At 71.2% G+C, this 12,344-nt stretch carries 12 protein-coding genes; 7 read left to right on the forward strand and 5 right to left on the reverse strand.

Features of this window, described 5'->3' with window-relative positions:
- Window positions 1-67 precede the first annotated feature (67 nt).
- The 4 genes from AB0878_RS41230 to AB0878_RS41245 form a co-directional block, all read right to left on the reverse strand.
- The gene (locus AB0878_RS41230; protein ID WP_366587111.1) at window positions 68-388 is read right to left on the reverse strand and encodes a putative quinol monooxygenase; all 321 of its coding nucleotides are present in this window, start codon (window positions 386-388) and stop codon (window positions 68-70) included.
- Between the two features lie 67 nt (window positions 389-455).
- Complete coding sequence (locus AB0878_RS41235; protein WP_366587114.1) at window positions 456-1,481, reverse strand: NAD(P)-dependent alcohol dehydrogenase; 1,026 nt, start codon at window positions 1,479-1,481, stop codon at window positions 456-458.
- Window positions 1,478-2,230: an iron-sulfur cluster assembly protein gene (locus tag AB0878_RS41240; RefSeq protein ID WP_366587116.1), complete on the reverse strand. Its 753-nt coding sequence runs from the start codon at window positions 2,228-2,230 to the stop codon at window positions 1,478-1,480. The genes AB0878_RS41235 and AB0878_RS41240 overlap by 4 nt, the downstream gene beginning before the upstream one ends.
- Entirely contained in the window at window positions 2,230-3,255 is a 1,026-nt protein-coding gene (locus AB0878_RS41245; protein WP_366587118.1) for an amidohydrolase family protein, read from the reverse strand. The genes AB0878_RS41240 and AB0878_RS41245 overlap by 1 nt, the downstream gene beginning before the upstream one ends.
- A 195-nt stretch (window positions 3,256-3,450) precedes the next feature.
- On the opposite strand from AB0878_RS41245, the gene AB0878_RS41250 reads away from it, so the two are divergent.
- From AB0878_RS41250 to AB0878_RS41280, 7 genes are all read left to right on the forward strand, one after another.
- Window positions 3,451-4,878 carry a helix-turn-helix domain-containing protein gene (locus AB0878_RS41250; protein WP_366587120.1) on the forward strand — a complete coding sequence of 476 codons (1,428 nt, stop codon included), beginning with the start codon at window positions 3,451-3,453 and terminating at the stop codon, window positions 4,876-4,878.
- 50 nt (window positions 4,879-4,928) lie between these two features.
- Entirely contained in the window at window positions 4,929-5,336 is a 408-nt protein-coding gene (locus AB0878_RS41255; RefSeq protein WP_366587122.1) for a YkvA family protein, read from the forward strand.
- 138 nt (window positions 5,337-5,474) lie between these two features.
- Window positions 5,475-6,296, forward strand: a complete 822-nt coding sequence (locus AB0878_RS41260) for a nuclear transport factor 2 family protein (protein ID WP_366587124.1) — start codon at window positions 5,475-5,477, stop codon at window positions 6,294-6,296.
- A 134-nt stretch (window positions 6,297-6,430) separates the two neighbouring features.
- Window positions 6,431-6,967, forward strand: a complete 537-nt coding sequence (locus AB0878_RS41265) for a hypothetical protein (RefSeq protein ID WP_366587126.1) — start codon at window positions 6,431-6,433, stop codon at window positions 6,965-6,967.
- A gap of 329 nt (window positions 6,968-7,296) precedes the next feature.
- A complete protein-coding gene (locus AB0878_RS41270; RefSeq protein WP_366587128.1) occupies window positions 7,297-7,920 on the forward strand; it encodes a TetR/AcrR family transcriptional regulator in 624 nt (207 codons plus the stop codon).
- An 88-nt stretch (window positions 7,921-8,008) separates the two neighbouring features.
- Window positions 8,009-8,941: a TIGR03619 family F420-dependent LLM class oxidoreductase gene (locus AB0878_RS41275; RefSeq protein WP_366587130.1), complete on the forward strand. Its 933-nt coding sequence runs from the start codon at window positions 8,009-8,011 to the stop codon at window positions 8,939-8,941.
- Between the two features lie 162 nt (window positions 8,942-9,103).
- Window positions 9,104-12,217: an amidohydrolase family protein gene (locus tag AB0878_RS41280; RefSeq protein ID WP_366587132.1), complete on the forward strand. Its 3,114-nt coding sequence runs from the start codon at window positions 9,104-9,106 to the stop codon at window positions 12,215-12,217.
- Window positions 12,218-12,230: 13 nt separating this feature from the next.
- Here the strand turns inward: AB0878_RS41280 and AB0878_RS41285 are convergent.
- Window positions 12,231-12,344 (reverse strand): integrase core domain-containing protein (locus AB0878_RS41285; RefSeq protein WP_366587134.1); only part of this gene is annotated, 114 nt, incomplete at its 5' end.

A 12,344-nucleotide genomic window follows, 5' to 3' on the forward strand; every position in this document is an offset into this window, starting at 1 on the left:
ACGGCCGCGCACGAAAACGGCGGCGCACCCGATCAGGGGTGCACCGCCGTCGTCGTGTGCGGGTGCCTCAGTCGACCTTCATCTCGCCCAGCTCCGACCAGGTGTCCTGGTCGAGGGTGGTGTTGATGATGTCCGGGGTCTTCTGCAGGTACTGCGGGAAGTCGGCCTGCGCCTTCTTGAAGTGGTCCGCGTTGACGTGCGCCGCGGCCGCGTCGTCGGCGAAGGCCTCCACGAGGACGTACTCGTTCGGGTTGTCGAGGCTGCGCGACCAGTCGAACCACTTGTTGCCCGGTTCGGCTCGCGTGGCCTCGGTGAACTCCCGCGAGAGCTCCGGCCACCGGTCGGCGTACTCCGGCTTGATCTGCCACTTCACGGTGATGAAGATCATCTGTTCCTCCTTCGTGCCCTCAGCAGCCTAGCGCCGCCGCGGGCGCGTCCGCTGTGGACGGCCGCGCTCACGGGACCAGGATCGCCCGCCCGCGGATGCGGCCGCCGTCGAGGTCGTCGAGGGCCTGCTGGAAGTTGTCGAGCGAGTACTTCGTGGTGTGCAGCTTCACCTTGTCCTGCGCGGCCAGCACCATCAGCTCGCACAGGTCGGTGTAGGAGCCGACGAGGTTCCCGATGAAGTTGATCTCGGTGGAGATCACGTCGATCGTCGGGATGTTGATGTTCTCGCCGTAGCCCACCACGTGGTAGTCGCCCGCGCGGCGCAGCATCGCCACGCCGTCGCGCGTCGCGCCGCCTTCGCCGACGAAGTCGACCACGACCTCCGCGCCGTGGCCGCCGGTCAGCTCCTGCACGGCCGCCACGTGGTTGCCGTCGGCGACCACGCCGTGGTCCGCGCCGATCGACTCGGCCAGCTTCACCGCGTCGGCGTTGCGGTCGACCACGATCAGCTCGGCCGCGGTCATCGCCTTGAGCACCTGGATGCCGATGTGCCCGAGCCCGCCCGCGCCGATCACCACGCACTTGTCGCCCGGGTGAAGACGACGCGACGCCTTCGCCGCCGCGTGGTACGCGGTCAGGCCGGCGTCGGCCAGCGCCGCGACGTCCGCGGGCTCCAGCGAGTCGTCGAGCTTGACCACGCTGCGTGCCGACGTCTTGAGCACCTGTGCGTAGCCGCCGGCGGTGTCGATGCCGGGGAACTGGCTGTTCTCGCAGTGCACGTCGTCGCCACGCCGGCACGCCGGGCACAGCCCGCACGTGATCAGCGGGTGCACGATCACCTTGTCGCCCTCGGCCACGTTCGTGACGGCGGAGCCCACGGCCTGCACCCAGCCCGCGTTCTCGTGCCCGATCGTGTAAGGCAGCGTGACACCGGACTTCTCCGCCCACTGCCCCTCGAGAATGTGGAGGTCGGTGCGGCAGACGCCCGCCCCGCCGATGCGCACGAGCACGTCGTGCGGCCCGGTCACCTCGGGTTCGGGAACGTCGGTCATGCGCAGCTTCTCGTCGTACCCGACGACCTGGACAGCCTTCACGAAGCTCGTGCCTCCTCACCGGCGACAGCCGAAACGGACGGGTCGTGCGGCCGGGCCGTCTGGTCGGTCTCCGACCCGGGGTAACGCGTGCGGAGCAGGCCGCGGCAGAAGTGCGCGTTGCCGTCGATCGAGATCCGGATCGACCGGGCGAACCGCAGCCGCAGCGGCACTTCCTCGCGCGGGTAGGGCTCGCCGTGCTCGTCGACGAGCACCGGTTCACCCGGTTCGACGCTCAGGCCGAGCGCCGCCCGCCGCCGCAGCAGCGCGTCGGTCGTGCGGCCCGCGGGCAGGCCGCCGAGCGTGACGTCGTGCAGGTCCTCTTCCTTCAGGTCCTTGTCCGCGCGCAGCAGGCCCGTCAGCGCCCGCTCCATGGCGGCCGTGTGCGCCTTGCGGCGGAAGGTGAGCCGCAGCTCGTCGAGGTCCTTCTCGGCCTCGGAGCCGAACGTGCCGAGGTACCCGGCGTCGGCGGCGAGACCGCGGTTGATCAGGTCGGAGTCGTGGTGGTCGTCGAGCTGCACCACCACGCGCCGCTCGCCCGGCAGGGCGGTCAGCACGTCCTTCGCGTCCGAAGCCATGAGGTACGCGAAATTGGGCGAGCAGAACGAGGTCGGCAGCCGCAGGTGCACGGTGAGCTCGTCCCCGGTCGCGGCCACGGACCGCACGAACCCCAGATCGGTGATGGGTTCGTCCAGCTCCGGGTCGTAGACCGAGTCGAGCGCACTGCGCGCCAGCTCTTCGAGATCGGGCATCAGGCAACCGCCGCCGCTTCGGCCTTCGCGTCCGCCGGCGGGTTCTTCACCTGCAGCTCCTCGGGCACCGGGATGTCGTACATGGCCGCGGCGTTGAGGCCCAGGATCTTCTTCTTGATGTCCGTGGTCAGCGGCGCGTACTCCGTCATGTCCTCGGGGATCTGGAAGTCCACGAACTTCTCGACGAGCCACTTCGGCGTCCAGATCGCGTAGTCGCTGGAGAACTGGATGCGGTTCTCGTCGAGCCAGTAGAGCAGCTCGCCGACGATCTGCGCGAAGTAGCGCGGTCGCGTGTGGATGAACGGCATCGCGACGGCCAGGCCGGCGTGCACGTTGGGCTCCTGCGTGGCGATCCAGCAGAAGTCCTCCAGCCGGGGCAGGCCGCAGTGCTCGATCACGAAGTTGAGGTCGGTGAAGTCGGTGGCGACCTTGTCCACGTCGGCGACGTCGAACGCGTCGCGGTCCAGGGGCCGGATGGTCGGGCCCTTGTGGATGTGGATGTTCTTGATCCCCAGCTCCTGCGCGGCCTCCAGGTAGCGGTAGCTCCACTTGTCGTCGAGCTTCCAGCCGCGCGAGTCGCCGAACCACTCGGCCGTGTACAGCTTGGCGCCCTTGAGGTTGAAGCGCTTGGCGTCCTCCCGCAGCTGCTTGAGGCCGTCCTCGCCGTAGCGCGGGTCCCAGCAGTGGTTGTAGGTGAGCTTGTCGGGGTGCTTCTGCGCCAGCGCGAACGCCTCGTCGGTCTGCCCGAAGTTGTTGTTGTAGAAGGCGGGCAGGGCCGCGGGCTGGAAGATGGCGTGATCCACGTACCCGTCGGTGAACAGGTCTTTCATCAGCTTCTCGCCGCCGTAGTAGAGGTAGTCCTCGTACGGCCACACCTCGGACTCGGGGCTGAGGTTGCGGTGGTAGTCGTAGAAGCAGTCGATGAACTGTTTGCCGTGGATGTTGCGCTGGTTCTCCGGCCGCGCGTCCCAGAGCGCGACGTGCGCGTCGAGGATGAAGTACTTCTCGCCGTCCTTGCTGTACATGGGCTTTCCTCCGCATTCGTGACCACATCGGCACGTCAAGACCGGAACTTAGGGCGATCATTGCCGGTCGGGGTGGGCCTTGCTGTCTCGATTTGAGACACGAGAGTGCGGCGGCGCTACCCTGGGTCTCCTAGCCTTACCCAAGCCGGACGCACAATCGGCCGAGACGCAGTGCGGCGTCTCCCGGGAGGTGGCATGACACGCGGTGACGGGCTCGAGCCCCGCGGCGACACCACGCCGAGGCTTCGGGCGTCGTGGCAGCGCAGCGCGCGTTACGGGGTGCCCGACGACGAGGTGAAACCCGTGTTCACGGCCACGGTCGACACGGGGTCGCTGCTGTTCGAGTGCGGCAACGAGGTGCTGCGCGGCCTCCACGCGACGCTGGCCGACGAACCCATCAGCCTGATGCTCACCGACAGCGAAGGCCTGGTGCTCAGCCGGCTGTGCGGCGACCCGGGGATGACCCGGTCACTGGATCGGGTGCACCTCGCGCCGGGGTTCTCCTACGCGGAGAGCAACGCCGGCACCAACGGCCTCGCCCTCGCGCTGGCCGACCGCACGCCGTCGCTGGTTCGCGCGGGCGAGCACTACTGCACCAGCCTGCGCGGCTACACGTGCGCCGCCGTGCCCGTGCTCGACCCGATCACGGGCGCGCTGGCCGGCAGCGTGAACCTCACGACGTGGTCCGAACAGTCGTCGGGGCTGCTGCTCGCGCTGGCGCAGACGGCCGCCGGGCACACCACCTCGCTCATGCTCGCGCGGGCCTCGGGCCGGCGCCCGCGCCCCGCCCCGCGCGGCGAGGTCTTCCGCGTGTACGCCGATCGCATCGACCCACCGGAGCTTTCCGCCGCGTGGCAGCACGCGCTGCTGGAGGCGATGGACACGATGGGCCGCGGCCGCGCCGTCGCCGTGGTCGGCGAGCCGGGCGTCGGCAAGACGGCGCTGGCCGCGCTGGCCCGTCGTGAGCTGTACCCGCGCGAGCGCGTGCTCAACGCGCGACCGCCCGCGCCCGACGACGTGGACGCGTGGCTCGCGATGTGGGCCCCGGAGGTCGGCAAGGCCGACACGTGCGTGATCGTCTCCGGCGTCGACGCCCTGCCCGCCTGGGCCGCCGGTGAGCTGGCCGCCCGGTTCACCGGTCACCCGGCCGGTTTCGTCCTGACCGCAGCGGATTCCGCCGCGATCCCGAAGCCGTTGCTGTCCTTCGTGGACACCGTCGTCGAGCTCCCGCCCCTGCGCCTGCGGCCCGACGACATCCTCCCGCTGGCCCACCACTTCGCCCACCGCGCCCGCGGCCGCGCCGTCTCGTTCACCCCGGCCGCCGCCCGCGCCCTGGCGACCCACGACTGGCCCGAGAACGCCAAGCAGCTCCGGCGCGTCGTCGCCGAGGCCGCCGCCCGCGCCGACACCGTCGACACGCACCACCTCCCGCCGGAGGTGTTCACGACGACGGGCCACCGGCTCAGCCGCCTGCAGGCGATGGAACGCGACGAGATCGTGCGCTGCCTCGCCCAGCCCGGCGCCACCGTCGTCCGCGCGGCCGCCGAGCTCGGCATGGGCCGCGCGACGATCTACCGGAAGATGGCGCAGTACGGAATAAAGAACCGGCAGCTACGTTCCTGAACTGCCCTTCCGTAGCATCGGGCCGTGACGACAAACCTCGGCCCCGGCCGGTGACCGGCTCGTTCTGGTGGGACCTGGTGATCGGGCTCGCCGGTGGGCTGCTGCTGTTGTGGCTGGCCCTCGTGGTCGTGCTCGCCGTGGTCCGCCCGCGCGGCGACCTGCTGCGCGAGGCGCTGCGCCTGCTTCCCGACGTCCTGCGGCTGATCCACCGCCTGGCCGGCGACCGCAACCTTCCCCGCGGCGTGCGGGTGCGGCTGGGTCTGCTGCTGGTCTACCTCGCGCTGCCGATCGACCTGATCCCGGACTTCATCCCGGTGCTCGGCTACGCGGACGACGCCATCGTTGTCACCCTCGTGCTGCGCAGTGTCGTGCGCCGCGCCGGGATCGACGCCGTCCGCGCGCACTGGCCCGGCACCGAAGACGGGTTCGCCGGTCTGACGCGGTTGACCGGCCTCTGATCCGGACGGGCGCCTCGTGCCGTGCCGTGTAGGGCGTTATACACCGGGTGAAGTCAGCCTTCCGGGACTGTCGCCGCGGCGCCGGACGGGGCAGGGTGGGGTCCGGGTGTCCGCTCGGGAGAAGGAGCGTGGGTCGAGATGCCGTGGTTCCCGGACTTCGTGAATGCCGCCGAGCTGGCGCGCAAGCAGACCCGTGTCCAGGGGCACGAAGATCCCGTCGGGCAGTTCTTCGCGGCGCTGACCGACGGCGACGCGCGCACGCTCGAGACGATCTGGCCCGGTGAGGTCGCGGTGTTCGACCCCCGGGCCGGGGAGATCCGCAGCCGCAAGGAACTGCGGCACTTCGTGCACGTGAACCAGGTCTGGCTGCGCGACCAGCACGCCCGCGCGGAGACGATCGCGACCACGCGCGTCGGCGGGCGTGCCGTGGTCGAGCTGCTGGCGCGGCTCGGCGGCGACGGGCAGGAGGTGGCCTGGCCGGTGGCCGTGGTCGCCGAGTCCGCCAAAGAGCGGTCCGTGGTCTTCCGCACCTACTGCAGCCAGTGGCCGGTCGACGGGCGCCGGCACCTGCGGCCGCCGATCCTCGCGTCGGCCGACACCCCGCTCGGCGACGTCGTCGGGCACTACCTCGCGGCGCTGGCGGCGGGCGACGCCGACGCGATCGTCGGCACCTTCTCCCCCACCGGCTACCTGCGCGAACCCATCGGCACGCACGCGCAGCACACCGGTCCCGACGCGCTGCGCGAGTTCTTCACGACGACGTTCGCCGCCGGCGGGATCCACCTGGAACCGTGCGTGGTCACCGACGACGGCGTGCGCTGCGTCCTCGAGTACAACTGCGTGCGCTGGGGCCCGCACGCCGTGCCGCCGCAGGCCGGGGTGTGCGTGTTCGACCGCGGCCCGGACGGGCTGCTGAGCGCGGTCCGCGTCTACGACGACATCGAGGCACCGGCGGCGTGAGCCCACCGGACCGGTGACCAGCACCCGCGTACGCACGCAGTAGTACGCCGAAGTACCGCAGCTCGACGGACGACGTCCGCCCGCCTTCCCCCGACGATGGACGCACAGCACGGGCCATCGACGGAGGAGGCGGCATGGCGACCGGACAGGGGTGGCGGCTCGGCGCGAGCACCCGGAAGTGGTACCTGGTCGGGCACATCGTGTCCGGGGCGGCGTGGTTCGGTCTCGACCTCGCGCTGGGGATCCTCGCGTGCACGGCGCTGCTGACCGACGACCCGGCCGTGACCGCGACGTCGTTGCAGGCGCTGGAGTTCTTCGCCGTGTGGCCCATGTTCGCCGCATGCCTGCTCACGCTCGCGACCGGCGCCGTGCTCGGCCTGGGCAGCAAGTACGGCCTGGTCCGGTACTGGTGGGTGGCCGCGAAACTGGCGGTGAACGTGCTGATGGCGGTGCTCATCCTGATCGCGCTGCGGCCGGGGATCGACGCGGCCGCCGATTACGGCCGGGCGCTGATGGCCGGTGAAACCGCCGCGCGCCCGGCGGATCTGCTGTACCCGGTGTTCGTGGCGCCGAGTCTGCTGCTGTTCTCCTATGTGATGACGGTGTTCAAACCGTGGGGTCTCCTCCGGCGCGGTGCGGCCGCGAAAGCACTCGCCCACGACGGAGCGTGAGCGGAAAGGGCGGCGGGGGCACGAAAGCGTGCAAGATCGTTTTCAGGCGAGGCGTGGCCCGCGTTTCCTGTTAGCGTCGATCGAGAAGGGCCGAATGGCCGGCCGGGATCGACAGGGAGGAAATGACCATGTTTCGCCTTCGCAGGATTCTCGGTCACGTCGTGAGCGGATTCGCCACCGCAGGGTTGTGCGTGAGCGGTCTCGCCGTCGCCGAAGCCTGATCTTCGCCATTCTCGGCGATTCTTTTCGCGAAAAGGAATCGCATTTTCTCTCGCACCCGCAGTGACCACGAAAGCCGCCGCCGGCCGCCTGCAGTACCGTGACGGTCCGTGACTCCCGAGAAGCCGCCGACCGCGCGCCAGGCCGCCGCCGAGCAGACCCGGCAGAAGCTGCTCGAAGCCGCGCTGGCGGAGTTCTCGCGGCGGCCCTACGCCGAGGTGACCGTCGGAGACATCGCGCGCGCCGCCGGCGTGGCCCACGGGCTGGTGTCACACCATTTCCAGGGCAAGCAGGGCGCATACGTCGCCGCGGTGGCCGAGGTCTACGAGCAGCTGCGCGAGGCGGAGGAAGCCGAGCAGCCGGCCGCGGTGCCCGAGCGGATCCGGGCCCGCTTTCGCGGGTTCGTCACCTTCCTCGCCGCGCACCCCGACCTGGCGTTGAACCTGGTCCTCGCCGTCGGCCGGGACGAGGCGTTCGCCGACCTCCGCGGCCGGAACCTGCGGGTGCTTGCCGGGCTGCTCGGCCTCGACCCGGATCGGCCCGCCGTGGCCACGGCGCTGCGCTCGTTCGCCGACGGCGCCGAAGGCCTGACGGCCGACTGGCTGCGGAGCGACCGCCCGTTCGAGCTCGACGCGCTGGTGGAGGCGTTCTGCGCCCTGCTCGCCGGCGCCCTGCGCGGCGCGCGCGAGCTGGACCCCGCCCTCGACGTGACGAAGGCCCTCGCCCACCTGTAGCGATCGGCTGGTTTCGCTCTCAATCAGTTTCGGCGTACGCTGATCATTGATTAACAGTCAATGATTGATGGTCGGCAAGGAGACCTGGATGAAGCTCGGCGTGACGCTGCCCCAGAACTGGAAGTTCGACCCCCGCATCGACCTGGTCCGCGGCGCCCGCGAGGCCGAGGAGCTCGGCTACGACAGCGTGTGGGTGGCCGAACGGGTGCTCTACCCGCGGGATCAGACGGGGATCCACCGGCTCACCGAGTACGGCGACGGCGCGTGGCCCGACGTCTACCGCAAGGTGCTCGACCCGATCGTGGCGATGACGATGGCCGCGACCGTCACCTCGCGGGTCCGGATCGGCGCGTCGGTGCTGCTGCCGCCGCTGCACATGCCCTACCGGCTGGCGAACTCGCTGGCGGCGATCGGCGCGATCAGCGGCGGGCGGGTGATCGCGGGGCTCGGCACCGGCTGGTCCGTGGACGAGTTCGCCGCCACCGCGCCCCGGCCGATGGATGAGCGCGGCGCCGCCCTGGAGGAGTTCCTCGACGTGGCCGACGCGGTCTGGGGCCCGGACCCGGCGTCCTTCGAGAACGAGCGCTACACGTTGTGGCCGGCCGAAACCGGCCCCAAACCCGCCGAGCGGATCCCGGTGTTCCTCGGCGGCTGGTCCCGCAAGCCGCTCGAGCGCATCGCCCGCCGCGCCGACGGCTGGCTCCCGGTCATGGTGCCGCCCGCCCAGGTCGCCTCGACGCTGACCGACCTGCGCAAGCGGGCCGAGGAGCACGGCCGCGGCCCGCAGGCGATCCGGTGCATCGCGATCATCGCGCTGGGCGGCGAGTTCGTGCGCGTCGAGACGGCCGATCGCGCGCCGTACCAGGGCAGCATCGAGCAGATCCTCGGCGATGTCGCCGAGCTGGGTGCCGCAGGTGTCGAGGAAGCCGTGCTGACGCTGCCGAACATCTCGCGCGACATCGAGGAGTACAGCGACCTGCTCGCCGAGTTCCACGCGGCGTTCGGCGCGGCCGGGATCTGACCACCGCGATGTCCGGCACTACCCCGGACGGCCCGGTCGCCAGGGCCGTCCGGGCAAGACGACTGCTCTGTTCGTGTCGTTCCGTGGTCGAGGGTTCACTCACGGCACAACTTCGGTACTAGGGTCCGGTTCGATCTTGCGTCGAGGTGGAGGTGGGACTCGGTGACGGTCAACAGGCGGGGATTCCTGACCGGTGTGGCAGGTGCGGTCGGGGCCGTGGGCCTCGGCACCGCGAGCGCCGGACGGGCGGCGGCCGAGCCCCGGGCGGGTCAGCCGCTCGCGCTGCGCCAGGGCACGAACATCGCGGCTCAGGTCTCCCCGGACGGTCGCCAGGTCGCCCTCGACCTGCTCGGCGTCCTGTGGCTCGTGCCGGCGCACGGCGGGCCGGCCCGGCGGCTGACCGGCGATCTGTTCGACATCGCGATGCCGACGTGGTCGCCGGACAGCGCCGCGCTGGTGTTCCAGTCCTACCGCGAGGGCAGCTTCGACCTCTGGACGATCCGGGCCGACGGCACCGGTCTGCGTCGGCTCACGAGCGGGCCGTTCGACCACCGCGAGCCCGTTTTTTCGCCGGACGGCAGTAAAATCGCCTACTCGTCCGACGCGCCGGGCAGCTACGGGATCCACGTGCTGGACGTCGCGTCGGGCCGGGCCACGCTCGTCACCGACACGCCCGACGAGGAGTACGAGCCGGCATGGTCACCGGACGGGAGCAAGCTCGCGTTCGTGGCGGCCGGGACGAGGATCGACGTCGTCACGGTCGCGAGCGGCGCCCGCAGCACGTTCGCCACCGAGCCGGGCACCGTGCTGCACAGTCCGATGTGGACACCGGACGGCCGCGACCTCGTCTACGCGCGCTACTCCGGCGGGGTGCCACCGGTCGCGGTCGGCGCCGCCGAGCTGGTACGGGGCGGGAAACCGCTGTTCACCGGCGAGGACGTCTTCCCGTTCCGCGTCTCGTGGCTGAGCGCCGACGAGTACCTCTACACCGCCGACGGCGCGCTGCGGCGCCGCAGCCTCGGCGGCGGCGCGGCGACGGACGTGCCGTTCACCGCTCCGGTCACGGTCGCCGGCGGGCCCGTCCACGCGCGGCCGCGTGACTTCACCTCGGCCAAGGCGAATCCGGTGCTCGGCATCGGCAGCCCGGTGCTCTCGCCCGACGGCCGCAGTGTCGCGTTCCGGGCGCTCAACGACATCCAGGTGATGGAGCTCGGCCGGCCACCGCGTCCGTTGACCGGCGACGGCTGGTGGAAGAGCGATCCCGCGTGGTCACCCGACGGCACGCGGCTCGCGTACTCGACCGACCGCGGCGGCACGCTCGACCTGTGGATCCGCGATCTGAAAACCGGGCAGGACCGGCAGCTGACGAACCTGCCCGACCTCGCCGCCGTCTCGGGCACCTGGTCTCCCGACGGCACGAAGATCGCGTTCCTCGACCAGACCGGCGCGCTGCACACCGTCGACGTCGCGTCGGGCGCGGTGCGGCAGATCTTCACCGCGACGTTCGAGCCCGGGCGCCCGACGTGGTCGGCCGACGGCCGGGTGATCGCGCTGGCCGCGGTGAAGCCGTTCTCCGCGCGCTACCGCGAGGGGCTCAGCAAGATCCTGCTGGTGAACGTCGCCACGGGCGAGGGCCGCTACGTCGACCCGATGCCGGACCGCTCGATCCAGACCCGCGGTGACGACGGGCCGGTGTGGTCCCCGGACGGGCGGCGGATGGCGTTCGTGGTGGCCAGCGTGCTCTACGTCGTGGACGTGCACGCGGACGGCACCTTCGCCGGAAAACCGCGGCAGGTCACCGACGAGGTCACCGACGCGCCGAGCTGGAGCGGCGACTCGCGCACGGTGCTGTACCTCAGCAACGGCCGGCTGCGGCTCGTCTCGGCGTCCGGTGGGAAGCCACGCACCGTGCCGACGAACCTGACCTGGATCAACGCCCGCAGCCGCGGCCGCGTGGTGGTGCGCGCCGGCCGGATGTGGGACGGCACCTCACGCACACTGCGGTCCGATGTGGACATCGTGGTGGACGGCGGCCGGATCACGAGCGTGGAACGCGCGGGCAGCGGGCTCGACGGCACGGTCGTCGACGCGCGCGACGGCGTGGTCGTGCCCGGCATGATCGACATGCACAACCACCGCCAGATGCAGGGCTACGGCTACGGCGACCGCCAGGGCCGGCTGTGGCTTTCGCTCGGTTTCACCACGACCCGCTCCCCCGGCAGCCCGGCGTACCACATGGTGGAGGAACGCGAGTCGATCCAGTCCGGCGCGCGCCTCGGGCCGCGGTACTTCGCGACCGGCGAGGCGATCGACGGTTCGCGCATCTACTACAACTTCATGCGCCCGACGTTCGACGAGCGCCAGCTGGAGCTCGAGCTCGATCGCGCCGAGAAGCTCGACTACGACCTGATGAAGGCCTACGTCCGGCTCAGCCCCGAGATGCACCGGCGCGTGATCGACTGGGCCCACGCGCGGCGGCTGCCCGTGACGTCGCACTACCACCACCCGGCGCTCGCGTTCGGCGGCGACGGGATGGAGCACATGGGCGCCACCAACCGCCTCGGCTACTCGCGCACGGTGTCGCTGCTCGGCTCCGGCTACGACGACGTGGTGGCGCCCTTCGTCCGCCGCGGCGCCGCACGTACGCCCACGCTGTTCGCGGCCAGCGCCCTGTTCCGCGACGACACCAGCCTCGTGACCGACCGCCGCGTGCGCACGCTGTACCCGGCGTGGGAGTACACCTCGCTGCAGAACTCCGTCACCGCCGCGAAATCCGCCGACCAGACCGCGCTGCTCGACAACCTGCGCCGCCAGGTCACCCAGGCCGCCGCGATCCTGCGCGGCGGCGGGCGGGTCGTCACCGGCACCGACTCCCCCATCGACCACACCGCCGTGAGTACGCACATGAACCTGCGCGCGATGGTCGAGTACGGCTTCACCCCGTACGAAGCGCTGACCACCGCCACGAGCATCGCCGGCGACGTCCTGGGCGAACCCCTGGGCCGCATCGCCCGCGGCTGCTACGCCGACCTCGTCGTCCTCGGCGCCGACCCGCTCACCGACATCACCGCCGCGGCCGACGTCCGCCGGACCCTGGTGGCCGGCCGCGAGCACACGGTGGACGACCTGCTGGCGCCGTTCACCTCTGTCCCGACCACGGCCGCGGTCAACCCGCGGCTCGCGCCGGTCCCCGACCACCCCGCCAACGCCGCCTTCTGGTGGCACGACCCGCATTACGTCGCGGCGGCCCGCACGTCGTGCTGCAGCGGGCACTAGGTGTATTCGGCCGTCAGGTTGGTGGCAGTCGACTGGTGGGTGGATGCCCGCCGAGTGCGCTGTGGCGGCGTTGAGTGTTGTAGTGCTGGAGCCAGGGTGCAAGGGCTGCGGTGCGGTCGGTGTTGCT

The organism is Amycolatopsis sp. NPDC047767, from assembly GCF_040704195.1.
GTDB lineage: Bacteria > Actinomycetota > Actinomycetes > Mycobacteriales > Pseudonocardiaceae > Amycolatopsis.